General features: G+C 58.2%; 28 protein-coding genes. 5 read left to right on the top strand and 23 right to left on the bottom strand.

From position 1 onward, the window contains the following. The 19 genes from AC2TCY_RS07130 to AC2TCY_RS07040 all read right to left on the bottom strand — a co-directional run bounded on the left by AC2TCY_RS07130 (nt 1) and on the right by AC2TCY_RS07040 (nt 15269). The gene (locus tag AC2TCY_RS07130) at nt 1-405 is read right to left on the bottom strand and encodes a DUF5333 domain-containing protein (RefSeq protein WP_480846467.1); all 405 of its coding nucleotides are present in this window, start codon (nt 403-405) and stop codon (nt 1-3) included. A 514-nt stretch (nt 406-919) separates the two neighbouring features. Further along, nucleotides 920-1336 carry an MAPEG family protein gene (locus AC2TCY_RS07125; RefSeq protein ID WP_480846466.1) on the bottom strand — a complete coding sequence of 139 codons (417 nt, stop codon included), beginning with the start codon at nt 1334-1336 and terminating at the stop codon, nt 920-922. Nucleotides 1337-1341: 5 nt separating this feature from the next. Next, complete coding sequence (gene nuoF, locus AC2TCY_RS07120; RefSeq protein ID WP_480846465.1) at nt 1342-2640, bottom strand: NADH-quinone oxidoreductase subunit NuoF; 1299 nt, start codon at nt 2638-2640, stop codon at nt 1342-1344. A 6-nt stretch (nt 2641-2646) separates the two neighbouring features. Beyond that, nucleotides 2647-2874 (bottom strand): DUF5337 domain-containing protein, encoded by a 228-nt coding sequence (locus AC2TCY_RS07115; protein ID WP_480846464.1) that lies wholly within the window; start codon nt 2872-2874, stop codon nt 2647-2649. Nucleotides 2875-2906: 32 nt separating this feature from the next. Then, nucleotides 2907-4007, bottom strand: coding sequence for an NADH-quinone oxidoreductase subunit NuoE (nuoE, locus tag AC2TCY_RS07110; RefSeq protein WP_480846463.1), 1101 nt, complete (start codon nt 4005-4007; stop codon nt 2907-2909). A gap of 29 nt (nt 4008-4036) precedes the next feature. Then, nucleotides 4037-4243, bottom strand: coding sequence for a hypothetical protein (locus AC2TCY_RS07105; RefSeq protein WP_480846461.1), 207 nt, complete (start codon nt 4241-4243; stop codon nt 4037-4039). 53 nt (nt 4244-4296) lie between these two features. Further along, complete coding sequence (locus tag AC2TCY_RS07100) at nt 4297-5520, bottom strand: NADH-quinone oxidoreductase subunit D (protein WP_480846460.1); 1224 nt, start codon at nt 5518-5520, stop codon at nt 4297-4299. Beyond that, nucleotides 5520-5645, bottom strand: a complete 126-nt coding sequence (locus AC2TCY_RS07095; RefSeq protein ID WP_475159136.1) for a hypothetical protein — start codon at nt 5643-5645, stop codon at nt 5520-5522. The genes AC2TCY_RS07100 and AC2TCY_RS07095 overlap by 1 nt, the downstream gene beginning before the upstream one ends. A gap of 1 nt (nt 5646) precedes the next feature. Further along, the gene (locus AC2TCY_RS07090; RefSeq protein ID WP_480846458.1) at nt 5647-5817 is read right to left on the bottom strand and encodes a hypothetical protein; all 171 of its coding nucleotides are present in this window, start codon (nt 5815-5817) and stop codon (nt 5647-5649) included. Then, the gene (locus tag AC2TCY_RS07085) at nt 5817-6422 is read right to left on the bottom strand and encodes an NADH-quinone oxidoreductase subunit C (RefSeq protein WP_480846457.1); all 606 of its coding nucleotides are present in this window, start codon (nt 6420-6422) and stop codon (nt 5817-5819) included. Before AC2TCY_RS07085 ends, AC2TCY_RS07090 begins: the two co-directional genes overlap by 1 nt. A gap of 11 nt (nt 6423-6433) precedes the next feature. Next, the gene (locus AC2TCY_RS07080; protein WP_010442777.1) at nt 6434-6967 is read right to left on the bottom strand and encodes a NuoB/complex I 20 kDa subunit family protein; all 534 of its coding nucleotides are present in this window, start codon (nt 6965-6967) and stop codon (nt 6434-6436) included. Further along, nucleotides 6958-7323 carry an NADH-quinone oxidoreductase subunit A gene (locus AC2TCY_RS07075; protein ID WP_480846456.1) on the bottom strand — a complete coding sequence of 122 codons (366 nt, stop codon included), beginning with the start codon at nt 7321-7323 and terminating at the stop codon, nt 6958-6960. The genes AC2TCY_RS07080 and AC2TCY_RS07075 overlap by 10 nt, the downstream gene beginning before the upstream one ends. 193 nt (nt 7324-7516) lie before the next feature. Then, nucleotides 7517-8299, bottom strand: a complete 783-nt coding sequence (locus AC2TCY_RS07070; RefSeq protein WP_480846455.1) for a crotonase/enoyl-CoA hydratase family protein — start codon at nt 8297-8299, stop codon at nt 7517-7519. A gap of 9 nt (nt 8300-8308) precedes the next feature. Further along, nucleotides 8309-9163: a hydroxymethylglutaryl-CoA lyase gene (locus AC2TCY_RS07065; RefSeq protein ID WP_480846453.1), complete on the bottom strand. Its 855-nt coding sequence runs from the start codon at nt 9161-9163 to the stop codon at nt 8309-8311. A gap of 78 nt (nt 9164-9241) precedes the next feature. Continuing rightward, on the bottom strand, nt 9242-11173 hold the full coding sequence (locus AC2TCY_RS07060) for an acetyl/propionyl/methylcrotonyl-CoA carboxylase subunit alpha (RefSeq protein ID WP_480846452.1): 1932 nt from the start codon (nt 11171-11173) through the stop codon (nt 9242-9244). 6 nt (nt 11174-11179) lie between these two features. Next, nucleotides 11180-11605: an ASCH domain-containing protein gene (locus tag AC2TCY_RS07055; RefSeq protein ID WP_480846450.1), complete on the bottom strand. Its 426-nt coding sequence runs from the start codon at nt 11603-11605 to the stop codon at nt 11180-11182. A gap of 1 nt (nt 11606) precedes the next feature. Then, nucleotides 11607-13214 (bottom strand): carboxyl transferase domain-containing protein, encoded by a 1608-nt coding sequence (locus AC2TCY_RS07050; protein WP_480846449.1) that lies wholly within the window; start codon nt 13212-13214, stop codon nt 11607-11609. Between the two features lie 55 nt (nt 13215-13269). Continuing rightward, nucleotides 13270-13746 carry a hypothetical protein gene (locus AC2TCY_RS07045; protein ID WP_480846447.1) on the bottom strand — a complete coding sequence of 159 codons (477 nt, stop codon included), beginning with the start codon at nt 13744-13746 and terminating at the stop codon, nt 13270-13272. Then, the gene (locus tag AC2TCY_RS07040) at nt 13743-15269 is read right to left on the bottom strand and encodes an AMP-binding protein (RefSeq protein WP_480846445.1); all 1527 of its coding nucleotides are present in this window, start codon (nt 15267-15269) and stop codon (nt 13743-13745) included. The genes AC2TCY_RS07045 and AC2TCY_RS07040 overlap by 4 nt, the downstream gene beginning before the upstream one ends. 136 nt (nt 15270-15405) lie before the next feature. Between AC2TCY_RS07040 and AC2TCY_RS07035 the strand changes: the two genes are divergently transcribed. Then, a complete protein-coding gene (locus AC2TCY_RS07035; protein ID WP_480846960.1) occupies nt 15406-16011 on the top strand; it encodes an OmpW/AlkL family protein in 606 nt (201 codons plus the stop codon). Nucleotides 16012-16061: 50 nt separating this feature from the next. Here AC2TCY_RS07035 and AC2TCY_RS07030 read toward each other — a convergent pair whose 3' ends face one another. From AC2TCY_RS07030 to AC2TCY_RS07020, 3 genes are all read right to left on the bottom strand, one after another. Beyond that, on the bottom strand, nt 16062-17225 hold the full coding sequence (locus AC2TCY_RS07030; RefSeq protein ID WP_480846444.1) for an isovaleryl-CoA dehydrogenase: 1164 nt from the start codon (nt 17223-17225) through the stop codon (nt 16062-16064). A 169-nt stretch (nt 17226-17394) separates the two neighbouring features. Then, nucleotides 17395-18585 (bottom strand): DegT/DnrJ/EryC1/StrS family aminotransferase, encoded by a 1191-nt coding sequence (locus AC2TCY_RS07025; protein WP_480846442.1) that lies wholly within the window; start codon nt 18583-18585, stop codon nt 17395-17397. A 39-nt stretch (nt 18586-18624) separates the two neighbouring features. Continuing rightward, nucleotides 18625-19296, bottom strand: coding sequence for an HAD-IA family hydrolase (locus AC2TCY_RS07020; RefSeq protein ID WP_480846441.1), 672 nt, complete (start codon nt 19294-19296; stop codon nt 18625-18627). Between the two features lie 132 nt (nt 19297-19428). Between AC2TCY_RS07020 and glmU the strand changes: the two genes are divergently transcribed. From glmU to AC2TCY_RS07000, 4 genes are read left to right on the top strand one after another with little or no spacing between them, the layout of a single operon-like run. Continuing rightward, complete coding sequence (gene glmU / locus AC2TCY_RS07015; protein ID WP_480846439.1) at nt 19429-20781, top strand: bifunctional UDP-N-acetylglucosamine diphosphorylase/glucosamine-1-phosphate N-acetyltransferase GlmU; 1353 nt, start codon at nt 19429-19431, stop codon at nt 20779-20781. 3 nt (nt 20782-20784) lie between these two features. Continuing rightward, nucleotides 20785-22608 (top strand): glutamine--fructose-6-phosphate transaminase (isomerizing), encoded by a 1824-nt coding sequence (glmS, locus tag AC2TCY_RS07010; RefSeq protein WP_480846437.1) that lies wholly within the window; start codon nt 20785-20787, stop codon nt 22606-22608. A gap of 3 nt (nt 22609-22611) precedes the next feature. Next, the gene (locus AC2TCY_RS07005) at nt 22612-23157 is read left to right on the top strand and encodes a pyridoxamine 5'-phosphate oxidase family protein (RefSeq protein WP_480846435.1); all 546 of its coding nucleotides are present in this window, start codon (nt 22612-22614) and stop codon (nt 23155-23157) included. After that, on the top strand, nt 23154-23843 hold the full coding sequence (locus AC2TCY_RS07000) for a DNA alkylation repair protein (RefSeq protein WP_480846434.1): 690 nt from the start codon (nt 23154-23156) through the stop codon (nt 23841-23843). The genes AC2TCY_RS07005 and AC2TCY_RS07000 overlap by 4 nt, the downstream gene beginning before the upstream one ends. Here the strand turns inward: AC2TCY_RS07000 and AC2TCY_RS06995 are convergent. Next, the gene (locus tag AC2TCY_RS06995; RefSeq protein WP_480846433.1) at nt 23831-24247 is read right to left on the bottom strand and encodes a hypothetical protein; all 417 of its coding nucleotides are present in this window, start codon (nt 24245-24247) and stop codon (nt 23831-23833) included. The genes AC2TCY_RS07000 and AC2TCY_RS06995 overlap by 13 nt on opposite strands. Nucleotides 24248-24323: the final 76 nt, after the last annotated feature.

Genomic DNA, 24323 nt, shown 5'->3' with positions numbered 1-24323 from the left:
CTAGTTCGCCCTCAAATACACGCCAATGGCGCTGTTTCTTTCGATCTCTGCCCGACCCAGCGTGCAGAATGTTTCAGGATTTTCGTAGGTTACGCCGTGCTGTGCCAGATAAGTCTTACCCTTTGCGCGCATCCGATCCTTCTCGGCGTCCGATTCCACGTAAGCCCGGATCTCCTTGTCCGAATAGCCCAGATCGTTCGCTTTGGAACGTAATCCCCACATCACCCCAATCGCCTTCATTCGACGCCCGCTGATGGACGGGCAGTACTTTGAAATCTCGTTTGCGATGGCGATGTAATAGAGTTCGTTGTCGATCTCTTTGACATTCCTCAAGGGCGGCTTCGCCTCAGCGGCGGCAGGCACCATTAACACTGCGGCTAACGCGAGCGTTTTTACAGCAGACATCGGCTTTCCTTTCGTCTTGGATTCCTCAAGACGAGCCGCGACCGGGCTGTTATTCAATAGCAGCCTACCGGCCAAACGGTGATATGCGGAAACACGGTTCATGGCCGACGACAGGTTCCTGCAAATAACAGTTTGTCATCTTCAATCCGCAGGTTTTGCGGTTCGGTGTCAGGCCCAACCGACCACGCGATACGGGACGAGCCGAAATTTTGAATGCAGAATTTTGTCCCTTCGTATCGGCCAGCTTCGCGTGCACCGTCCAAGGATGCCGATACTCCGCTCACTGTTACTCGAAACTCAGCAGGCGTTGCCCGCTTGTCCACAGCCTTGGCACTGGCGCGAAAAGACTTGCCATCAAACAGGACTCGATCACTGGATGGCGCGGAGCCACAGGCCGAAACTAGCGAGACAACGGCAGCTGCACCGACCAACGTCACACGCTTAGCCGCAATCATGCCCTTTAACGACGTACAAAGACGCGAAGAGAGCTGAGATTGAACGTTCACTCTCGTCATCAGAACGCCGCCACCAATGCCATCAACCCGAGAACCAGCATGCAAGCCCAGCCAACCACATAGAAAATCGAGCGCAGTCCGCTGTGCGGAGCGCCAAGCCCACGCAAATGGATCACCAGCATGACGATGCGCGCTACCAGTGCAATGGATGCCAACAGGTTTACCCAGAGCGGGCTGGCTCCCAGCAGAATGGCGGCCAAAGTCACTGTCAGGAACGCAGGCAGCGTTTCCGTGCCGTTCAGATAGGCGCGGTTGAGACGATACGCCTTTTCCGAATAATCCTGATCCGGAGTCGCCCCCGGTGCCAGACCTTTACCTTGCTTCGCCAGCGCCGAGAATGGCGACAGAAACAGAACGATCAGTGTAAAGACCACCAGCGAGGCGATCGCATGTGAATAGTCGGCGTAGACTTCCATTGGGTTTACTCCGCTGCCATTGCACCCATACGGCCCGACTTCTGGGCCTTGATGCGATCTTCGATTTCTTCCCGGAAATTACGGATCAGGCCCTGGATCGGCCATGCGGCGGCATCGCCGAGGGCGCAGATCGTGTGACCTTCGACCTGTTTGGTTACATCGAACAGCATGTCGATTTCTTCCGGCTCGGCCTCACCACGGACAAGACGGTCCATCACGCGCATCATCCAGCCGGTGCCTTCACGACAGGGTGTGCACTGGCCGCAGCTTTCATGCTTGTAGAACTTGGACAAACGCCAGATCGCCTTGATGATGTCCGTAGACTTGTCCATCACGATCACTGCTGCCGTTCCCAGGCCTGATCCCAGATCGTTGCGCAGATAATCGAAATCCAAAATCGCATCGCGCATATTCTCACCGCGTACGCAAGGCACCGAGGACCCACCTGGGATTACCGCCAGCAAATTGTCCCAACCACCGCGAATGCCACCGCAATGGGTTTCAATCAGCTCTTCGAACGAGATCGACATCGCCTCTTCGACGACGCAGGGGTTGTTCACGTGGCCTGAAACCGCAAACAGCTTGGTACCCGCGTTGTTTTGGCGACCAAAGCCCGCGAACCAATCCGCGCCCCGGCGTAGGATAGTTGGAACCACGGCAATCGATTCCACATTGTTCACCGTGGTCGGGCAGCCATACAGCCCCGCACCTGCCGGGAACGGCGGCTTCATGCGCGGCATGCCCTTCTTGCCCTCAAGGCTTTCGATCAGCGCGGTTTCCTCACCGCAGATATAGGCACCCGCCCCGTGATGCAGGAACAGGTCGAAATCCCAACCCGAACCAGCGGCATTCTTACCCAGCAGACCGGCGTCATAGGCTTCGTCAATCGCAGCTTGCAGCGCCTCACGCTCGCGGATGTACTCGCCGCGCAGGTAGATGTAGCAGGTATGCGCATTCATCGCGAAAGACGCGATCAGGCAGCCTTCGATCAGCGTATGCGGATCGTGGCGCATGATCTCGCGGTCTTTGCAGGTGCCGGGCTCGGATTCGTCCGCGTTTACAACCAGATAAGCCGGGCGACCGTCACTTTCCTTGGGCATAAACGACCATTTCAAGCCCGTCGGGAAACCCGCGCCGCCGCGACCGCGCAGACCCGAGTCTTTCATCGTCTGGATGATCCAGTCACGCCCGTTGCCAATCAGGCCAGCGGTGCCGTCCCAATGCCCGCGGGCTTGCGCGCCTTTCAGCGTGCGCTCGTGCATCCCGTAGATGTTGGTGAAGATCCGGTCCTGATCCTTCAGCATCGCGTGTTACCTTCGGCTATCCTGACGCATGCGCCAGAGTTGAAATATGTTGACGCCCGCATAGATGAATCCTGCCAGAGCGGCAAAATCAAACAGCAGCGCATAGCGCCCCGGCATCCCTAGCGCGGGGCCGATGAATAACGTCATGGCAAGCCACAGCAGCATGGTCGCAGCGATGACCACCCCGATATGTCGGCCCTTTCGGGCTATGGCCTGTTCCTTGTCGTTATCCATCTCACCTAGATGCCCCGGATGGGCATCGCGTCTTAATCTTCGTAAGTGCCGTCTTCCTTGGCACGTTTGGCGAATTCGGTTTCCTCACCCGCCGCCAGTTTGGCCGCCTGTTCGATCCAGCCGTCGCGCTCGATTCGACCTTTGAACTTCAGCCGCGCATCGACCCAAGCCACCTGTTCCGGTGTCCACTTTGCGATCTGTTCATAGTGATAGAAGCCCAGCTCGTTCAGCGTCTGTTCCAGCTTCGGACCCACACCTTTCAGCAGCTTGAGGTCATCCGCCTTGCCGTCCCGTGCCGCGGTCAGTATTTCCGGCTGATCTTCCTTGACGGCCTTGGCCTCTTCTGCCTGCTTCACTGCAGGTTTCGCTGGTGCAGGAGCTTTCGGAGGCTTCGGAGCCGCCTTGGTCGCAGCTGCCTGTCCGTCTTTGCCCAGCCAAGGGGTCAGGATCGGAACTTCAGTTCCGTCGATACGTTTAACCGTGTCGCCCAGACCAGTCGCGAGCTCGACACTGGCGTTGTACTGAGGTTTGCCTGCTTCATGCTCAGCCAGACTGCTCAGCCCTTTCAGAGGCTCCGCTGCATAACGCCCGTTCTGTGGACCCGGGGTCGGCACTTTGCCTGCCGTCAGATCATCAAGGATCTTTCCAAAGCTCTCGGCCGTCAGATCCTCGTAATAGTCCTTGCCGATCTGCGCCATCGGCGCGTTGGTACAGGACCCGAGGCATTCGACCTCTTCCCAGCTCAGCTTGCCATCAGCGGACAGTTCGTGCGGTTTGGCAGCGATCTTTTCTTTGCAAACCGCAATCAGATCCTCGGCGCCGCAGATCATACAAGAGGTCGTACCGCAGACCTGAATATGCGCCACGGAACCAACCGGTTGCAGCTGGAACATAAAGTAGAATGACGCTACTTCCAGCACGCGGATATAGGCCATGCCCAGCATGTCGGCGACGGATTCAATCGCCGGACGGCTCAGCCAGCCCTCCTGCTCCTGCGCGCGCCACAGCAGCGGGATGACCGCGCTGGCCTGGCGCCCCTCGGGGTACTTGGTGATCTGCGCTTCGGCCCATTGCTGGTTGGCATTGGTGAAGACAAAGCTTTCGGGTTGTTCGGGATGCAAACGGCGGAGCATTTAGTATCCTTCTCGAGTGCGAATCTGGCTCAAAGAAAAATGCTGAAAACCAGCACAATTACCAATAGAAGTACGATCGCTATGGGCACTCCTAGTGCGATCCGAAGCCACCAGGGTAACTCTTTGGTCATCCGATAAACGATAGTCTGCGTTCCCCAATCCGCCAGAAGGTAAAGCCCCAGCAATAATGCCAGAAAAGCCCAAGCCGGCAGCGTATTGAGTATAGATTCCAGCACTCATCATTCCCCAGCCAATCTTCCCGTCGTGACATTCACTTGGTTTGGAGTTCTCACCGATCAATCTCCCCAAACACAACATCCATGGTGCCGATGATGGCGGCGACGTCGGCCAGTTGGTGGCCTCCGGCGACGTGGTCCATGGCTTGCAGGTGCAGGAAACCGGGTGCGCGCAGTTTGGCGCGGTATGGTTTGTTGGTGCCGTCGGCGACCAGATAGACGCCGAACTCTCCCTTGGGAGCCTCGACGGCGGCATAAACCTCGCCTGCGGGGACGTGGAAGCCTTCGGTGTACAGCTTGAAGTGATGGATCAGGCTCTCCATCGACGTCTTCATGTCCGAACGTTTCGGCGGGGTGATCTTGCCGCGTGCCAGTACGTCTCCGGGGCAGTCGCGGATTTTGGCGATGGCCTGACGGATGATCAGCAATGACTGGCGCATCTCTTCCATACGGACGAGGTAGCGATCATAGCAGTCGCCGTTCTTGCCGACGGGGATCTGGAACTCGAACTCGTCATAGCATTCGTACGGCTGCGCACGGCGCAAATCCCATGCGAGGCCAGAACCGCGCACCATCACGCCCGAGAACCCGTATTTCTGGATGTCTTCTTCGGTCACGACACCGATATCAGCGTTGCGCTGTTTGAAGATGCGGTTTTCGGTCAGCAGACCGTCGATATCGTCGAGCACATTCGGGAATTCGTGGCTCCACGCCTCGATATCGTCCAGCAGTTCGGGCGGCAGGTCCTGATGCACGCCGCCGGGGCGGAAATAGGCCGCGTGCAGGCGGGCGCCACAGGCGCGCTCATAGAACACCATCAGCTTTTCGCGCTCTTCAAAGCCCCAAAGCGGCGGGGTCAGAGCACCCACGTCCATCGCCTGCGTGGTCACGTTCAGCAGGTGGTTCAGGATGCGCCCGATCTCGGAATACAGCACCCGGATCAGCGATCCCCGGCGCGGCACCTCGACCCCGGTCAGCTTTTCGATGGCCAGACACCAGGCATGTTCCTGATTCATCGGCGCCACGTAATCGAGACGGTCGAAATATGGCAGGTTCTGCAGATACGTCCGGCTTTCCATCAGCTTTTCAGTACCGCGGTGCAGCAGGCCGATATGCGGATCACAACGCTCGACAATCTCGCCGTCCAACTCGAGAACCAGACGCAAAACCCCGTGCGCCGCAGGGTGCTGCGGGCCGAAGTTGATGTTAAAGTTGCGGATCTTCTGTTCTCCGCTCAGCGCGTCCGTGCTGCCGTCGTCGTATCTTGAGCCGTCCATCAACGCCCTCGTTTTTTCTTTTTCGCCTCAGCCCGAACCCGGACCTTTTCGGCTTCGGCCGCTTTCGCAGCAGCCCCCGCAAGCAAGACGCCCAGTGCGCCTAAAACGATCAGTTCACCCATCATGTCAGCGTCGCTCTAACTCTTGCAGCTTCATTGCCATGATCCAGGCCAAGATCGGCACACCAATCGGCACGATACATGCAAGCGCCCAATACTTGTTTATGCCGAAATGAGGTAGCAGCTTCAGCATCGGAATGGTCGTCAGTGCACAGATCAGCCAAAACAGCGTGCCCATCAATCGCTCTCCTGTTTTTCATCCCCCGGCAGAATGTAGTTCGCACCTTCCCATGGGGACATGAAATCAAATTGACGATACTCCTGCACGAGGCTGACGGGTTCGTAGACCACGCGCTTTTGCGCCTCGTCATAGCGGACCTCGGTATAACCCGTTGTCGGGAAGTCCTTGCGCAGCGGATAGCCGCGGAAGCCATAGTCGGTCAGGATGCGCCGCAGGTCCGGGTGACCCGAGAACAGGATGCCAAACATGTCGAACACCTCGCGCTCGAACCAGTTCGCCGAGGGGTGAACGTCGACGATCGAGGGCACCATGTCTTCCTCGCGGATCGAAACCCGCAGGCGAATGCGCTGGTTCTGGTACATCGACAGGAAGTGATAGACAACATCGAACCGCTTGGCGCGTTCAGGATAGTCAACGCCTGTGATGTCCACTAGCGATGAGAACTTGCAGCTTTGGTCGGTTTTAAGGAATTCGACGAATTCCACCAGATTCGACGGAGCCACATCCACGTTCAGCTCGCCATGGGTCACATCCCATGACAGCACGCAATCGGCTCGTTTGAGTTCCAGCTGTGCGCCAAGTTCTTTGAGTGCTTCGCTCATCAACTCTCTCCTCAGCGCACGATGGTGCCGGTGCGGCGGATTTTGCGCTGCAGCTGCATCAAACCATACAGCAGCGCCTCAGCCGTCGGAGGGCAGCCCGGAACGTAAATATCCACAGGCACGACGCGGTCACAGCCGCGCACAACGGAATAGGAATAGTGATAGTAGCCGCCACCATTGGCACATGAGCCCATCGAGATCACGTAGCGCGGCTCGGGCATCTGGTCGTAGACCTTGCGCAGCGCCGGGGCCATCTTGTTGGTCAGGGTGCCGGCAACGATCATCACGTCGGATTGGCGCGGGGACGCGCGCGGCGCGATCCCGAACCGTTCGGCATCGTAACGCGGCATCGAGGTGTGCATCATTTCAACCGCGCAGCACGCCAGACCAAAAGTCATCCAGTGCAGCGAGCCGGTACGAGCCCAGTTGATAATGTCTTCTGTCGAAGTCAGCAGGAACCCTTTGTCCTGCAGCTCGGCATTCAGGGCCTGGGTGGCGACTTCCTTGTCGACGCCGGCAGTGTTTGCACCCGTCATCACTCCCATTCCAGGGCCCCTTTCTTCCACTCATAGGCAAAGCCGATGGTCAGCACTGCCAGGAACACCATCATGGACCAGAAACCAACATCGCTGATGTCCTTGAAGCCAACGGCCCACGGGAACAGGAAGGCAATTTCCAGATCGAAGATGATGAAGAGAATCGAAACCAGATAGAATCGGACGTCGAATTTCATCCGCGCATCATCGAACGCGTTGAACCCGCATTCATAAGCGCTGACCTTTTCGGGGTCGGGATTGCGGACGGCAAGCACCACAGCCGCTAGAATCAAGACGATTCCAAGGCCTATAGCAACGGCCAGAAACACCAGGATCGGGAGATATTCCCGCAACAGGTCTTCCACGAATAGCTCCTTTCCTGCGCATGCCCCGGATGGGTGCGCCGTCAATTGGCGTGTTGACTGGACATTCTCTATCCGTGTGGGGTCAGAGGGTCAACCGAACAGAAACGCGCAGGGGACTAATTCTGAGCTTGCCATTGATTGTTGATAATCCGCAGTTTCCGCGAATCCCTAGCCAAGAAAATAAGCGTTAAACCTAACTATTCCATGCAGGTTTTCGTTTGTCGAAGAAAGCTGTGATTCCCTCTTGCGCCTCGTCCGTTTCCCAACGGTCGACAAGCGCCCGGATCGTGTGGTCGATCACTTCGTCGTCAATGCGCGGACCTAGTGCCTGCACAAGCTGCTTGGCAGAGGCCACGGCGCCGGGGGCACAGGACAGATAGGGCAGAATTTCAGCTTCAACCGCACTGTCCAGATCCGACGCTGGAACCACTTGCGCCAGAAGCCCTAGATCTACCGCCTCGTGGGCATCAAACAGGCGCGCAGACATAAACACCCTTCGTGCAAGCGCTTCACCCATGCGAGCAATGACGTAAGGACCAATCGTCGCCGGGATCAGCCCCAGCCGCGTTTCTGTCAGGCCCATTTTCAGAGTATCGACACCCACTGCCACGTCGCAGACCGAGGCGAGCCCTACTCCACCGCCAAAGGCATTGCCTGGCAGCGCTCCGATCAGAGGTTTGGGCAGTGTGTTCAGCGCGTTCAGCATCTCGGCCAGTTTGCGCGCCTCAACAAAGCGCGTGGCCGGATCAGCGGCCATCTGATCCTGCATCCATCCCAGATCGCCGCCTGCGCAAAAGCTTTTACCGGTGCTGGTCAACACGACCACGCGCACAGCGTCGTTTTCGGCCAACTGAATGGCAGCCTGTGTCAACTCGGCAATCATCAGCGCTGACATCGCGTTGTGCTTTTCCGGACGGTTCAATGTCAGCGTCGCTACACCGCGCGCGTCGGTGGTCAATGAGATCGTTTCGAACATACCTGCCCCTCAGTCTTGACGCATGGCCCGCGCCATCTGCGCGGCCTCTTCCAGAACTGCCGCATCCAGCCCTGTCTGATATCCCAACCGCTCCAAATGTGCGGCAACGGTCTCGGTCGCGACGTTACCAGAGGCGCCGGGGGCATAAGGGCATCCGCCCAATCCACCCACCGCCGCATCGAATACCCGCACGCCCAGGGCCAATGCCGCGTCAATATTGTCGATGGCTCGGCCGTTGGTGTCGTGAAAATGCCCGGCAAGCCGGGTCATCGGCATCCGTTCTCTTACGGCCAACAGCATATGCGCCACTTTGTCAGGCGTGCCTTGTCCGATCGTGTCGCCCAGCGATACTTCATAACACCCCAGCGAAAACAGCCTGTCGGCCACCTCGGCCACCTTCTCAGGCGCGGTTGGTCCGTCATAGGGACAATCAGTGACGCAGGAAACGTAGCCCCGAACCGGCAAATCAATGTGCCGGGCAGCCTCCAGGATAGGGACGAACCGGTCGATGGATTCAGCGATGGTCGCGTTGATATTGGCCTTGGAAAACCCTTCGGACGCAGACGCGAATACCGCGATTTCATCCGCTCTGGCCGCAAGCGCGTCCTCATATCCCCGCATGTTGGGCGTCAGTGCGGCATATCGCACGCCCTCTGCACGAGAGATACCTGCCAACACTTCGGCACTGCCGGCCATCTGCGGCACCCATTTAGGAGACACGAAACTTGCGACTTCGATCCGGTTGAAGCCAGCGCGGCTGAGACAGTCCACAAGCGCCACTTTCTCGGCCACCGGGATTTCACGCTGTTCGTTCTGCAATCCGTCGCGCGGACCAACTTCGAAAATCTCGACCCGTTCATCCATTTCTGCGCATCTCCCAGATTTGTCTTGTTTCCATCACCTTTGGCCCGACTGTGCCACGAGACACAGCGCCGGAACAGATCACTCGTCTTCCAACCGAACCAGAGCAGCACCGGCCTCGACCTGCGCCCCGGCTTCAGCCAACACTTCAGCCACCACACCGTCGCGTGCGGCAATCAGGGAATGCTCCATTTTCATGGCTTCCAGAATTGCCAACCGATCCCCTTCCTGTACCGACTGACCCGCTGAGGCAAAGACAGCCTTGACCAAACCAGGCATAGGGGCCTCGATCACATTGGTGTCACCAGCTGCACTGGCGTCCCTGTCGAGCGGGTCAATGACTTCGAAAACCTGCCCATAGTGTTCGAAAACTGTAACCTCGGATCCGCTGACCGAGACAGGCGGCATGGGCGCCCCACCAACCGTCCAGCGTGTGCCCCTGCGCTCGGCAAGTACCGTTTCAGTACCTATTTGCCAAATTTGCCGGTTGGGTCCATCGACCTGAACATCAAGGTCGATGATCTCCGCACCTTTCTGCAGTTGCACAGCACGATGCAGCGGAGCCCATAAGGAAAACCCAGTCTCTTCAGTAACTTCGATAAGGTTCAACACTGTCATCGCCGCCGCGACACAGGCCGTCAAAGATTGTGGAGGTTCCTGAATCAGCCCATCCAGATCCCGACCAATCAACCCGGTATCAACATCGCCCAAGGCAAATCCGGCGTGCCGCGTAAGTGCGCCAAGGAAAGCCAGATTTGTAACTGTCCCCGCAACCTCGGTACGTTGCAACACACGGTTCAGGGATTCCAGCGCTACTGCACGTGTCGGTCCATGAACAGTGACCTTGGCGATCATCGGATCGTACCAGGGACTGATGGTGTCACCCGCTCTCACGCCGCTATCAGCCCGACACTCTGCCGGAAACGCCAGATGAGTTAACGTTCCCGTTGCAGGCAGGAACCCCTTGGGCACGTCTTCAGCATAAAGACGCGCTTCAAACGAGTGCCCGTTTATGGACAACTCATCTTGCTGTTTCGGCAGAGTCTCTCCGGAAGCTACCCGCAACTGCCATTCTACCAGATCAATGCCGGTGATGGCCTCGGTAACCGGGTGTTCCACCTGAAGGCGCGTGTTCATTTCCATGAACCAGAACCGATCCGGGCGCAAACCTTCCGAGGCATCAACGATAAACTCGACGGTCCCGGCCCCCTTGTAGCCAATGGCCTCGGCGGCGCGCACACCGGCTTGCCCCATCGCCTCGCGCATCTCTGGCGTCATGCCAGGGGCCGGAGCCTCTTCGATTACTTTCTGATGGCGACGCTGCAAGGAACAGTCGCGCTCAAACAAATGCACCGCGTGCGTTCCGTCGCCAAATACCTGCACCTCGATATGGCGCGGCTTGGCGACATATTTCTCGACCAGCACCGCGTCGTTGCCAAAGGCCGTTTTCGCCTCGCCCCGGGCGCTGTCGAGGGCCGTAGCAAAGTCCTGAGGACGCTCAACCAGACGCATCCCCTTGCCGCCACCGCCCGCTACGGCCTTGATCAACACCGGATAACCGATGGTATCCGCCGCACCCGACAGATGCTCGGGGTCTTGATTGTCTCCGTGATAGCCCGGCACGACCGGCACACCCGCCTGCTCCATAAGAACCTTGGCGGCATCCTTTAGACCCATCTTGCGGATCGCATCTGCTGACGGGCCTATGAATGTCAGACCAGCGGCCTCAACCGCATCTACGAATTCCGGGTTCTCGGACAGGAAGCCATAGCCGGGATGGATCGCCTGAGCGCCTGTGTCTAGCGCGGCCTGAATTATCACGTCGCCCTTCAGATAGCTTTCAGCGGGGGCCGCGCCACCAATATGGATCGCCTCATCCGCCATCTGTACATGTTTCGACGCAGCATCCGCGTCAGAGTAAACTGCGACGCAGGAGACACCCATCGATTGCGCGCTTTCCATGACGCGACAGGCAATTTCACCGCGATTGGCAATCAGGATTTTATTGAACATTGGCGATCACCCTTCCCTTGCCAAATCTTCGACGAGACGAAACCGCTCACACACCAGTTCCATCTCCGGATCAAACCCGCCGTTTCGCTCGAAATACCTGCGATGTCCTTCGCGCCAACCGTCAAGGGTGTCATTCTCACCCTCGGCCAAAGCGAAATCTTCGGATACATCGCAATATCTTTCGATGGTTACGTCGACCGTTTCGATAATCAAAGCAGGCTGGTCGTCCCAATCCAACGCGATGTCGTGTCGGCCGGGCTTCGGCATTTCGTCATCCCCATCAGAAAAATCCTTGAGCGCGCCACACGTTGCAGTTTTCTTTCCAACGCGGACCAGTTCCAGCAATTCATCACACAAAGCACGATTGTCACCGAACTTGAAAGTTTGCGCCCCGGGAAAGCGATCTTTCAGCTTTTTCAATGCATCGCTCATCTTACATCCTGAACACGCCGAAACGTGTCTCCTCGATCGGGGCGTTCAGTGCTGCACTCAGCGAAAGGGCAAGGACATCGCGGCTTTTGCGCGGGTCGATGATGCCGTCATCCCATAGCCGTGCCGAAGCATAGAGCGGATGGGACTGTTCCTCGAACATGTCCAGCGTCGGGCGTTTGAATTCGGCCTCTTCCTCGGCGGACCAGGTGCCGCCCTGCCGTTCGATCCCGTCGCGTTTGACGGTGGCCAGAACGCCAGCCGCCTGCTCGCCACCCATGACCGAGATGCGCGAGTTTGGCCAGGTCCACAGAAAGCGCGGCTGATAGGCGCGCCCCGCCATGCCGTAATTTCCGGCCCCAAACGAACCACCCACTAACATGGTGATTTTGGGCACCGAGGTTGTCGCCACTGCTGTCACCATCTTGGCCCCATGCCGTGCGATACCTTCGTTCTCGTATTTCCGCCCGACCATGAAGCCAGTGATGTTTTGCAGGAAGACCAGCGGTGTCTTGCGCTGCGAGCATAATTCGACGAAATGCGCGCCCTTCTGGGCGGCCTCGGAAAAAAGCACGCCATTATTGGCGATGATCCCGACAGGGCAGCCTTTGACATGGGCAAAGCCCGTCACCAGAGTCTCACCGAACCGAGGTTTGAACTCATCGAAACGAGAGCCATCGACCAGCCGCGCAATCACCTCGCGGATATCGTATGGCGTACGCAGATCGGCGGGGACCACGCCCAGAATTTCGTCGGGGTCATAGGCCGGGTCCTCGGGCGCTTCGAACTGAAGGGTAGGCTTCAAATTGACTCCGCCCAACGACCCGACGGCACGACGCGCCAGCGCCAGCGCGTGGGCATCATCCTCGGCCAGATAATCGGCCACACCGGACAAACGCGTGTGCACATCGCCGCCGCCCAGATCTTCGGAACTGACAACCTCACCGGTCGCAGCCTTGACCAAAGGCGGACCGGCCAGAAAGATCGTGCCCTGTTCCTTGACGATGATCGTCACATCGGACATGGCCGGAACATAAGCCCCGCCTGCCGTACACGACCCCATGACCACCGCGATCTGGGGGATGCCCTTGGCGCTCATCCGCGCCTGATTAAAGAATATGCGGCCAAAGTGGTCGCGATCCGGGAAGACCTCATCCTGATTGGGCAGGTTCGCGCCGCCACTGTCGACCAGATAGATACAAGGCAGGTGGTTTTCCTCAGCAACTTCCTGCGCGCGCAAGTGTTTCTTGACCGTCATCGGGTAATAGGTGCCGCCCTTCACGGTAGCATCGTTGCAGACCACCATGACTTCGCGCCCCTGCACCCGGCCAATACCTGCGATGACGCCGGCACTGGGGGCTGCATCGCCATACATCCCATGCGCCGCCGTCGCCCCGATTTCAAGGAACGGAGAGCCCGGGTCCAGTAGGTTCGCCACCCGACGCCGGGGCAGCATCTTGCCACGGGATTCATGACGCGCCCGGGATTTCTCACCGCCGCCCATGCGAGCCGCCTCAGCAGCGGCAGAGATTTGCGCCAACGCGTCCAGATGGGCAGCGCGGTTTGTTTTGAAGCCCTCGGAGGCGGGCATAGCTTTGGATGTGAGTTTCATGCATTTATTTCCGTTCTTCGGAGCATTGTTGCCTCTCCTATTTCCCAAGCTAGTGTCACTTGAGCCTCCCGTGAGTCGATATCGCCCAAAACGCCGTCGTGTTTGCCACCAACTTACAACGCGCTAAAAAAAAACGATCACGCTCGGGGTCGCTTTCGGTTTGCGATGTTTCTGCTAAGAAATCGCACTCAGCGTCCCGAACTCGAAAGGCTCGACGAAATGCAGCGTTTTGGATTTTCAGTGCGCTGTCTTCCGGCTTCGATGTAGCTTGGTCACCAACCTTTTCGGCGTAGCGTTCAATTCGAGCGGACAGTTTAGCAAGACATTGGGTCTGCGGCGCATAATCGACAGTGTTCGCGGCTTGCTCCCTGCAAAACACAATATACGTCTCTTGGCACTGCTCGATTGCGTCCTGTTGGAACGGTGCTTCATTCAAACAAGAAAAAGCTTCCTCTAGGCCATCTGAAAAACCCGGTGCAGGTAAATTACCGAGCGCAAGTGCGATGGCGACCACGATGCCAAACTTTTTCACTCGTTCGCCTCCCTTTTAGCCCGCGCCTTCAATTCCTTCCGGATCACTTTACCCGTTACGGTCACCGGCAATTCCTCCAGAAACGCGACCTCACGCGGATAGGAATACTGCGCAAGACGGTCCTTGACCCAGTCCTGTAACTCCGCGACCGTGGCCTCGGCCCCCGGTTTCAGCACCACATAAGCCTTGACGATCTCGGTCCGCAGCGGGTCGGGTTTACCGACCACGCCCACCGTCGCCACCGCCGGATGGGTCAGCAGGCAATCCTCAATCTCCGCCGGGCCGACGCGATAGCCAGCCGAGGTGATCACGTCATCGGCGCGGCCAACAAAGCGCAGGTAGTCGCCTTCCCACACGCCGCGGTCACCAGTGATCAGCCAGTCACCCCGGAACTTCTCTGCCGTTGCCTCGGGCCGGTTCCAGTATTTCAGCAGCATCGAGGCAGAGCCGCGCCGGATGGCCACGTCGCCCTCCTCGTTGGTTCTCTGGCCGTCCGCGTCGATCACCGCCACTTCATGCCCCGGAACCGGTTTACCGATACAGCCGGGACGCACCGGGAAATCCTCGGCGCAGGAGGACACGACCATGTTGCATTCCGTCTGGCCATAGAACTCGTTGATCGTCAGGCCGAACGCCTGTTCGCCCCAGGCCAGCATCTCGGCTCCCAACGGCTCGCCGCCCGAGGCGACAGAGCGCAACCCCGGAATTGACTGATCCGTTGCCTTGAGCATCCGCAGAGCGGTCGGAGGGAAGAACACGTTGCGCACACCGCCCTGCTCGATCACATCAACGCAGGCCTCAGGCGAGAATTTCTCCAGCCGTGCGGCCACGACCGGAATGCCGAACGCCAGACCCGGCATCAACACGTCGAACAGCCCGCCGATCCAAGCCCAATCGGCAGGTGTCCAGAGGCAATCGCCATCGCGCAGGTGGTTATGGCTGATCGACACGCCCGGCAAGTGGCCGGTCAACACCCGATGCCCGTGCAAGGCACCCTTGGGGCTGCCGGTGGTCCCCGACGTATATATCAGAACCGCCGGGTCTTCCGGGCCGGTGTCAACAAACGGTACCGTACCAGAAGCCTCTGGGATTTGATCCACAAGCAAAGGTTCCGCCAGATCGCTCAGCAACGCGGCACCCTCGGCATCGGTCAAAACCAATCGCGCGCCTGCATCGCCAACCCGCGAGGCCAGCGCGTCACGTTTGAACAACTTAAACAATGGCACCGAGATCGCACCGATTTTCCAGATCGCAAGATGCGCCGCGGCACACCACGGAGACTGGCTGAGCAGAACACCTACCCGGTCCCCCGGCTGGACCTTGCGCAGCAGCGCCTGAGCGACTCTGTCTGTCATCCGCGCCAATTGCCCGTACGTTACAGACACAATCTGAGAAGACGTGAGATCAATCAGCGCAACCTGTTCAGGTGCTTGATTCAGACATTGGCGCGCCATGTTCAGGCGTGCTGGCAAGTCCCAGCCCCCCGCCTGACGCAAACCGGGTATGCACTCAGCGCCAATCACGACCACAAACCCTTGTTTTTATGACGCTTTCAACGCCACAGCGCGGCGAAAATTCCGCGCGTTCTTGATGCAGATCAGAGTCGGACGCGCGTCTGACCGGCACAAAACCCACATCAACAGAAGTAAAGGCATGAATATGACCAATAAGCTCGCCGCTTTGACCCTGTCCTCCGCTCTCGTCGCTCTGGCCGCTCCGGCTCTGGCCCAGTCGCAGGGAGACTGGACCCTCGGCATCGGAGTCGGCTACCTGGACCCGAAATCCGACAACGGCACACTGGCTGGGGCAAAAGCCACCATCGACTCGGATACTCGCCCGATCTTCACCGCCGAGTATTTCATCCGCGATAACCTGGGTATCGAGCTGTTGGCCGCGACACCTTTCGAGCATGACATCACCCTTGGCGGCAGCCTCGACGCGGGCAGCGTCAAGCAGCTGCCGCCCACTCTGTCGCTGAACTATCACATCCCGACCAACAGCGCGTGGAAACCCTATGTCGGCGCTGGCCTGAACTACACGATCTTCTTCGACGAACAGTCTCCTCTGGGCGATCTGAAGGTTGATGACTCGTTTGGTGTCTCGCTGCAGGCTGGTCTGGACTATATGGTCACCGAAAAAGGTGCTGTGCGCCTCAACGTGCGCTGGTTCGACATCAACTCGGACGTCACATTGGACGGCAACTACATCGGCAAAGCCGATATCGATCCGTGGCTGATTGGCGTGTCTTACGTCCATCGCTTCTGATCCTATGATTGAAACGCCTCGCAGTTGCCTCGTATGCGAGGCGTTTTCATTCAGAGCACTTTGTTCATCATTTCCCGCCCAATCAACATACGGCGAATTTCGCTTGTCCCCGCGCCAATTTCCATCAGCTTGGCATCCCGAAAAATTCGACTGACCGCGGCATCCGACAGGAAGCCTGCACCACCCATGGCCTGAACAGCCTGATGCGCCTGCACCATTGCCTGCTCAGAGGCGTAAAGGCAGCACGCCGCCGCATCCTGCCGTGTGACATCTCCACGGTCACAGGCTTTAGCGACCTCGTAAACGTAAGCACGGGCCGAGTTCATCGCGGTGTACATATCCGCGATCTTCCCCTGCATTAGCTGGAAACTACCGATCGGTTTGCCAAACTGCTTACGTTCGGCGAGGTACGGCATGACTTCATCCAGACAGGCAGCCATTATCCCTGTTCCGATACCAGCCAGCACGACACGCTCATAGTCCAGACCGGACATCAGAACAGCGACACCCCTGCCCTCTTCGCCCAGCACGTTTTCGAATGGCACTTCGACATCTTCAAAGATCAGCTCGGCCGTGTTCGACCCGCGCATCCCCAGCTTGTCGAAATGAGGAGAGGTCGAAAAGCCTTTCATTTCTTTCTCGATTAGAAAGGCGGTAATCCCCTTGGAACCAGCTTCCGGATCAGTCTTGGCGTAAACCACAAGCGTATCCGCGTCTGGACCATTGGTGATCCAGTATTTGCTTCCGTTCAGCCTGTAATGATCATTCCGTTTTTCAGCTCGCAGCTTCATCGACACGACATCGGAACCTGCTGAAGGTTCGGACATAGCCAACGCACCCACATGCTCACCCGATATCAAGCGCGGCAGGTATTTCTGCTTTTGCTCGGCAGACCCGTTCAGCTTGATCTGGTTGACACAAAGGTTCGAATGCGCCCCATAGGATAACGAAACCGAGGCCGATGCCCGCGCGACCTCTTCCACGGCGACTGTATGTGCCAGGTAGGACATGCCCGCGCCGCCAAATTCCTCGGGCACAGTAATACCCAGCAGGCCAAGATCACCCATTTCCTTCCATAGTTCATTTGGGAAGGCGTTCGAGGAATCGATTTCGGCGGCCATTGGCTTGACCCGCTCTTGCGCCCAGCGGTGAACCATCTCGCGCAGGGCGTTGACGTCCTCACCCAGATCAAATTGCATCGTCGCCATGAACATTCGCGCTCTCCCCTGAACTTTAATGAACAAGTGTTCAATAACTGAATAACAGCGATTCCTCAAACGGTCAATCTTTGCGGCGAACCAGCGGGGCAAACAAGAAATGCCGCCCCGGAGGGACGGCATTTCCTATTGAAAAAAGCGTGCGCCGCAGGCGCACTCCGCTGGATTACGACTGGTAGACAGCTCCGACTTCCGTCCGAATGATGCGGGCAATCACCTCACAATCTTCCAGCGAGAAAGTCAGCGGCACCCGCATATCGATGATTCCCGCCAGCACACGGTCGCTGGATGGCATGGGCTCACTCTCCGCATAACGCCAACTGTCGTAGCGTGAGGTGAACCCGCTGGGCTCGGCGCCGCCGAACCACTTCAGCTCCACGCCTCGGGCCGCACAACGGCGGATCACTTCGGTGATGCGCTCGCTCGTCCAGTCCAGCAGCAAGAACTGGATGGACGATCCGACATATGTCTCGGTCTCAGGCCGTTCGACAATCGTTAAGCCCGGCGTGCCGCGCAGTCCACTCTCGATCTTGACGTATCGCTCATTCCAACGGCGTATCTGCCGGGCGAGATCACGCAGTTGCGGGCGTAAAATGGCCGCGCGCAGGTTGTCCATGCGGCCTGACACGTTGGGGGTGGTGTATTTGATCCTCTCAAATACCTCGGGCGCAGGTGCTGCAAGATGGCGTTCGTATAGCATGTATGATCCGGACAGCATGGTCGCCTTGGCTGCCAGTTCCTCATCATCGGTGATCAGCAAGCCGCCTTCGCCAGAATTGACGTGTTTGTAGGTCTGGCACGAATAGCAACCGATGGCTCCTTGCCGTCCCGACATCTGCCCGCGCCAAGCTGCGCCCATGGTGTGCGCGCAATCTTCGATCACAACCACACCTGCCGCATCGCAGATCTGCATCAACCGATCCATGTCACACAAATGTCCGCGCATGTGGCTGAGCATCAGCACCCGCGCCAACGGCAGTTTGGCCTCAAGATCGTCCAAATCGATCGTCAGGTCCTCGGTGACTCCGACAAAAACCGGCCTGCCCCCAATTGAGGCAATGGCCCCCGGAACCGGAGCCAACGTAAAAGCGTTGGTAAGCACCGGATCGCCGGGCTGCACGCCTATCGCCCGCAGCGCTGTGGCCAGCGCATACCCACCCGACGCCACGGCCAAGCAGTATTTCGCATCCATCTGCGCCGCGAATTCCTGTTCCAGCAATGCGGTCTCACCCAACTCGCCCGGCGCCACGTTGTAGCGATGCAACCGCCCATGGCGCATAACGGCCAGAGCGGCTTCGATCGACTCATCGGGAATGGGTTCCTGCTGGGTAAAGCTACCCGTGAATATCTCGGTCATGGCGTAGTTTTGGAGCTGCTACGAAGCAGGGTCAAGGGATCATGCAGAAACACCGATGAGACCCGGCACCATTTCCAAAAGATCGTCGAAATGATGCAGTAACGCCTCAGGCTCCAGCGCCGCCATATCTTCACCGGATGGGCCAAATGTGACAAGCACCGAGGGTACACCAGCTGCGCGCGCTGTGTTGCGGTCGGTGTCGGAGTCGCCGATCAACACGCAATGATCCGGATGCCCGCCAGCCCGCCGTGCGGCCTCGCGCAGTGGCTCGGGGTCTGGCTTGCGCACCGGCAAGGTATCCGCCCCCACCAACGAGGAAAATTGCGCGCGCACCCCCATGCGGGTCAAAAGCAGATCAGCCAGTGCCTCGGGTTTGTTGGTGCAGATGCCCACGCCATACCCTGCGGCCTTCAGAGCATCTACGGCCTCAAGCGCGCCGGGATAAAACTGCGTGTGTGTGTCAATAGCCTGCGCATAAGCCTCAAGCAGCACGGGGTAGTAGTCTGTCACCGTGTTTTCTGCATAGGCCCCGACCCTTTCCAACCCATGGGTCAGCATCATTCTACCACCGCGCAGGGCAATCGCCGCGTCCTGCGGACGGTTCAGGACATCGCCATGGCCCATGTGCCGGAAACAGTGATTAGCTGCGGCCAACAAATCGCCCGATGTGTCCGCCAATGTTCCGTCGAGATCAAAGATCACCGTACGCATTCTGCCTCCGTTCCGGCGAGTTTCCGCCAAGTACTGTTGCAAACGGCAATCTTCTTTGATGGCTGAACCGCTTGCGACTTTGCCCCCAGCGGATAAAACGGTCAGCAACAAAACAAAAGAGAAAACGAGTTCATGAGTATTGCCCTTGTCATCCTTGCAGCCGGAAAAGGCACCAGGATGAATTCGGATATTCCAAAAGTTCTGCACCCAATTGCCCAGGCACCGATGTTGGTTCATGCAATGCGCGCCGGTGCAGTTCTATCGCCTGAACGCACCGTCATTGTTACCGGACACGGTGCCGACGCAGTGGGAAAAGTGGCCGCCGCCGAAGATGATACGACCCAAATTGCGGTTCAGGACGACCAGCTTGGAACTGCCCATGCCGTCGCCCAAGCCCGCGCAGCGCTGGAGGGGTTCTCGGGCGATATCGTGGTTCTCTATGGCGACACCCCGTTTTTGCAGCCTGACACCCTGGAACGGATGGTCGCGGCCCGGGCTGAAAACGATCTGGTCATTCTGGGGTTCAACGCAGCCGATCCCGCGCGTTACGGCCGCTTAGTGATGGATGGTGAGGCGCTGGAGCGGATCGTCGAGTTCAAGGAAGCATCGGAAGAAGAACGCGCCATAACCTTCTGCAACTCGGGCCTTTTGGCGTGTGATGCCGAAACGTTGTTTTCTTTGATCGACGGGGTCAGCAATGACAACGCTGCGGGCGAATACTATCTAACCGATGTGGTCGAGATAGCGCGCAATCGCGGGTTGAAAGTGACTGCGGTCGCCTGTGACGAAGCGCAGACACTGGGCATCAATTCGCGGGCAGACCTCGCTGCTGCCGATGCCGTATTCCAGGCCCGGGCACGCAATGAGCTGCTGGATCTGGGCGTAACTCTGATGGCTCCCGAAACGGTATATTTGGCCGCAGATACCATCATCGGCCGCGACACCGTGATCGAACCTAACGTAGTTTTCGGCCCCGGGGTAACCATCGAAAGTGGTGCAACGATCCGAGCCTTTTCCCATCTCGAAGGCTGCCATGTCAGCCGCGGTGCCATTGTGGGCCCCTACGCGCGTCTGCGCCCGGGTGCGGAACTGGCTGAAAACGCACGCATCGGAAATTTCGTCGAAATCAAGAATGCCGAGATTGCCGAAGGCGCCAAGGTCAATCACCTCAGCTATATCGGTGACGCCTCGGTTGGTGCGGCGTCAAATATCGGAGCCGGTACGATCACCTGCAACTACGATGGGGTGATGAAACACAAAACAACCATTGGCGAAGGTGTCTTTGTCGGGTCCAACACGATGCTGGTTGCACCCGTCACATTGGGAGACGGCGCAATGACTGCGACCGGCACGGTAGTGACGCGGGATGTCGAACCCGATGCCCTTGCCGTGGCCCGCGCCCGGCAGGACAACAAATCCGGTTATGCTCGTAAATTGTTTGAAATGTTAAAGGCGAAAAAGGCTCGCCGCGACAAAGGAGCCTGAATTATGTGTGGAATTGTAGGCGTATTGGGCCAGCACGAGGCAGCCCCCATTCTGGTCGAGTCACTAAAGCGGCTGGAATACCGTGGATACGACAGTGCAGGTATCGCGACGGTCAACAAAGGCCAGCTCGGGCGGCGGCGCGCTGTCGGAAAACTGGTCAACCTCAGCGATTTGCTGGTGCATGAACCCCTGCCCGGCAAATCCGGCATCGGCCATACACGCTGGGCTACCCACGGCGCCCCTTCGGTCAGCAATGCTCACCCCCACAAAGCCGGGCCAGTGGCCGTGGTGCATAATGGTATCGTCGAGAACTACCGAGAATTGCGTGAGGAACTGGCCGAGAACGGAATCGATTTCAAGACGGAGACAGACACCGAAACGGTCGCCCTTCTCACGGAACACTATATGCGTACTGGTCTGTCGCCCGTGGAAGCAGCGTTCAAAACAATCGATCGTCTGAACGGAGCCTTCGCGCTGGCCTTTCTGTTCGATGGTGAGGACGATCTGATCGTTGCAGCACGCAAGGGATCGCCCCTGGCGGTCGGTCACGGCGATGGCGAAATGTTCGTGGGATCCGATGCGATTGCGCTGGCGCCGCTCACAGATCGGATCACCTATCTGGAAGAAGGTGACCGGGCGGTTCTGACACGCACTTCGCTGGAAATTCGCAACGAGGCCGGTGAAATCGCCAACCGCGAAATCCGCCGGATCAAACTGGACCAGACGCGCACCGACAAGGGCGGCCACAAGCACTTCATGGCAAAGGAAATCGCCGAGCAGCCTGTCGTTGTAGCCGAGGCGATCCGGTCCTACTTGCCGACCGGAGGCAGCAGTGTGGTGTTGCCAGATGCTGATCTGGACTTCACTAAGTTGGATCGCTTGACCATGGTGGCTTGCGGTACCGCATTCTATGCCTGTCTAACCGCCAAATACTGGTTCGAACAGCTGGCCAAAATGCCGGTCGAGGTCGATATCGCCAGCGAGTTCCGCTATCGTGAACCCCCGATCCCCGGCCGCACGCTGGCATTGTTCGTCAGCCAGTCCGGCGAAACGGCAGATACACTAGCAGCCTTGCGCTACTGCGAAGGCAAAGCGGACAAGATCGTTTCGGTCGTAAATGTCCCCGAAAGCTCGATTGCCCGGGAAAGCGATATCGCGCTGCCGATTCACGCGGGTGTTGAGATCGGTGTCGCTTCGACCAAGGCATTTACCTGCCAGCTGAGTGTTTTGCTGATGCTGGCGTTGAAGGCGGCAGCCGACCGGGGCACCCTGACCGACGAGGAACTGGCCGATCACGCCGCAGCCCTGCGCGGATTGCCCTCGGTTCTGAACACCGCGCTGGACCAGAACCCCGCCATCCGGAAATCCGCCCAACGCTTGTCCGAGGCGCGCGACGTCCTGTTTCTAGGGCGCGGACTAATGTACCCGTTGGCGATGGAGGGCGCGCTGAAATTGAAAGAAATCAGCTATATACACGCCGAAGGTTATGCATCCGGCGAATTGAAACACGGCCCCATCGCCTTGATTGACAAGCATATGCCGGTCGTCGTCATGGCCCCGCGCGACGCCGTCTTCGACAAGACCGTTTCGAACATGCAGGAGGTGATGGCACGCAAGGGGAAGGTGATCCTTGTTTCGGATGATGACGGTATCTCACAGGCCGAGGATGGCGTCTGGAGCACGATAAGAATGCCTCATATCCACCAAAGCCTGACCCCGATCCTGTATTCAGTGCCCGCGCAATTGCTTGCCTATCACACCGCTGTTGCCAAGGGCACGGATGTGGATCAGCCTCGTAACCTGGCAAAATCCGTGACGGTGGAGTGACAGGTGGCCAAGCAATTCCCGGAACTGGACGGTGTCCATCGTAAGTTCATCGAAGAACAGCACATGTTCTTTGTTGGAACCGCGGGGCCTGAGGGACGGGTCAATATCTCTCCCAAGGGCATGGATTCGTTGCGCGTTCTGGGACCGAACAGAATTGCTTGGATGAACCTGACCGGAAGTGGAAATGAAACAGCAGGGCACTTGCTTGAAACCAACCGTATGACCCTGATGTGGTGCTCATTCACAACCCGCCCGCTGATCCTGCGCACTTATGGGACCGCACGGACGATCCACACCACAGATGACGGCTGGGCCGAGCTTGCCGAGCATTTCCCTGATCACCGCAGCGCACGCCAGATATATGACATGTCGATTGACCTCGTGCAGACGTCCTGTGGCTATGCCGTGCCGTTCATGGAGTACAAATCGGATCGGGACACGATGCAGAAATGGGTGGATGGCAAGTCGGACGACGATATCCGGGCCTATTGGGTTGAAAAGAACCAAAATACCATCGACGGCAAACCCACCGGGGCTCCTGTCAAATGATACCGGACGGCTATCTGGATCAGATCAAGGCACATGCCGACCCGGAACGCGCTGTGCAAATGGCTGCCTATCACAAGGTCAAGCGCTCCTATCTGGGCATCGCAAACCCGATTCTGAACGATTTGACCAAGTCATGGCGGCAGGAATTGTCGGTACCCGACCGGGTAACATTGGCCGAGGCCTTGTGGCGAACCAACATCCACGAGGGTCGACTGGCTGCTGCCAAGCTACTGACACAGGCACGGATCAGGCCGGATGACGCAGTCTGGGATTTAACTCAAAGCTGGCTGCCGGACTTCGACGCTTGGGCGGTGGCCGATCACGCCTGCATGGCCATGCAGAAACGACTGACTGCCGACCCAGCCCGTCTGGATCAGGTCGAAGCCTGGACAAGATCGGATCACATGTGGACCCGTCGTGCAGCTTTGGTTGCCACCCTGCCCTGGACCAAGCAGAACCATCCCAAACCCGAAGACCTTCTTCGACGCGACCGCATTCTGGAATGGGCAGCAGGTTATGTCCCCGACCGGGATTGGTTCATTCAAAAATCAATAGCCTGGTGGCTACGCGAGCTTTCCAAACATGACCCGGCGCGTGTGATTTCGTTCTTGAATAAGTACGGCGACGCCATGAAACCCTTTGCCCGCAAGGAAGCTGGCAAGTACCTGCGCGATCAGTTGGAATAAACTTCAAGCTCGACCAGTTCGTCAAACGGCAGCAACAACGCGCGCATCGCGTCCAGCGACAATCGGCTTCCGCCTCCTGCCGGGCCTGGTGCCGGGACCAGGGCTACGTAAGCCTGCGCACCGGTTTTCGGCACAACAATTCGACCGTTGATTTCGCTTTCGACCAAAGGGGTTTGCAGCCAGCGGCCGGGCGTATTTGGATCACCCAACCCAGCAATCGTTCTCCGGGCCCCGGTCCAGCCGGTTTCAGCAGAAACTACGGGTTGAGCCTGGGGTTCAGCCTCGGCCACCACAGGCACGGTATCTGGCTGCGGTTCGGCGCCGCCGAACAACCGATCCGAAGTTGAGCGAACCGCATCGCAGCCCGAAACCAAAAATATCAGTGACAACAGCGCATATCTCATGCCCGATTTCTATCGACCTGCGCCCATCTGTACCAGACCAAAGCGCAGATCGCTCTTGCCGCGGTGGGGTTGCCGA

This window comes from Ruegeria sp. HKCCD7181 (assembly GCF_057221055.1).
Note: the sequence above shows the minus strand (reverse complement) of the source record. Positions and strands in the feature narration are given on the sequence as shown.

Excerpts from the sequence above, each read along its gene's own strand:
- AC2TCY_RS06995 (WP_480846433.1), bottom strand. The coding sequence starts at position 24,247 with ATGAGATATGCGCTGTTGTCACTGATATTTTTGGTTTCGGGCTGCGAT.
- AC2TCY_RS07130 (WP_480846467.1), bottom strand. The coding sequence starts at position 405 with ATGTCTGCTGTAAAAACGCTCGCGTTAGCCGCAGTGTTAATGGTGCCT.
- nuoE (WP_480846463.1), bottom strand. The coding sequence starts at position 4,007 with ATGCTCCGCCGTTTGCATCCCGAACAACCCGAAAGCTTTGTCTTCACC.
- AC2TCY_RS07020 (WP_480846441.1), bottom strand. The coding sequence starts at position 19,296 with ATGCGTACGGTGATCTTTGATCTCGACGGAACATTGGCGGACACATCG.
- AC2TCY_RS07050 (WP_480846449.1), bottom strand. The coding sequence starts at position 13,214 with ATGAAACTCACATCCAAAGCTATGCCCGCCTCCGAGGGCTTCAAAACA.
- AC2TCY_RS07115 (WP_480846464.1), bottom strand. The coding sequence starts at position 2,874 with ATGGATAACGACAAGGAACAGGCCATAGCCCGAAAGGGCCGACATATC.
- AC2TCY_RS07090 (WP_480846458.1), bottom strand. The coding sequence starts at position 5,817 with ATGGGCACGCTGTTTTGGCTGATCTGTGCACTGACGACCATTCCGATG.
- AC2TCY_RS07125 (WP_480846466.1), bottom strand. The coding sequence starts at position 1,336 with ATGGAAGTCTACGCCGACTATTCACATGCGATCGCCTCGCTGGTGGTC.
- AC2TCY_RS07055 (WP_480846450.1), bottom strand. The coding sequence starts at position 11,605 with ATGAGCGATGCATTGAAAAAGCTGAAAGATCGCTTTCCCGGGGCGCAA.
- glmU (WP_480846439.1), top strand. The coding sequence starts at position 19,429 with ATGAGTATTGCCCTTGTCATCCTTGCAGCCGGAAAAGGCACCAGGATG.
- nuoF (WP_480846465.1), bottom strand. The coding sequence starts at position 2,640 with ATGCTGAAGGATCAGGACCGGATCTTCACCAACATCTACGGGATGCAC.
- AC2TCY_RS07065 (WP_480846453.1), bottom strand. The coding sequence starts at position 9,163 with ATGGATGAACGGGTCGAGATTTTCGAAGTTGGTCCGCGCGACGGATTG.
- AC2TCY_RS07060 (WP_480846452.1), bottom strand. The coding sequence starts at position 11,173 with ATGTTCAATAAAATCCTGATTGCCAATCGCGGTGAAATTGCCTGTCGC.
- AC2TCY_RS07030 (WP_480846444.1), bottom strand. The coding sequence starts at position 17,225 with ATGTTCATGGCGACGATGCAATTTGATCTGGGTGAGGACGTCAACGCC.
- AC2TCY_RS07070 (WP_480846455.1), bottom strand. The coding sequence starts at position 8,299 with ATGTTCGAAACGATCTCATTGACCACCGACGCGCGCGGTGTAGCGACG.
- AC2TCY_RS07085 (WP_480846457.1), bottom strand. The coding sequence starts at position 6,422 with ATGAGCGAAGCACTCAAAGAACTTGGCGCACAGCTGGAACTCAAACGA.
- glmS (WP_480846437.1), top strand. The coding sequence starts at position 20,785 with ATGTGTGGAATTGTAGGCGTATTGGGCCAGCACGAGGCAGCCCCCATT.
- AC2TCY_RS07000 (WP_480846434.1), top strand. The coding sequence starts at position 23,154 with ATGATACCGGACGGCTATCTGGATCAGATCAAGGCACATGCCGACCCG.
- AC2TCY_RS07025 (WP_480846442.1), bottom strand. The coding sequence starts at position 18,585 with ATGACCGAGATATTCACGGGTAGCTTTACCCAGCAGGAACCCATTCCC.
- AC2TCY_RS07035 (WP_480846960.1), top strand. The coding sequence starts at position 15,406 with ATGACCAATAAGCTCGCCGCTTTGACCCTGTCCTCCGCTCTCGTCGCT.
- AC2TCY_RS07100 (WP_480846460.1), bottom strand. The coding sequence starts at position 5,520 with ATGGACGGCTCAAGATACGACGACGGCAGCACGGACGCGCTGAGCGGA.
- AC2TCY_RS07095 (WP_475159136.1), bottom strand. The coding sequence starts at position 5,645 with ATGATGGGTGAACTGATCGTTTTAGGCGCACTGGGCGTCTTGCTTGCG.
- AC2TCY_RS07080 (WP_010442777.1), bottom strand. The coding sequence starts at position 6,967 with ATGGGAGTGATGACGGGTGCAAACACTGCCGGCGTCGACAAGGAAGTC.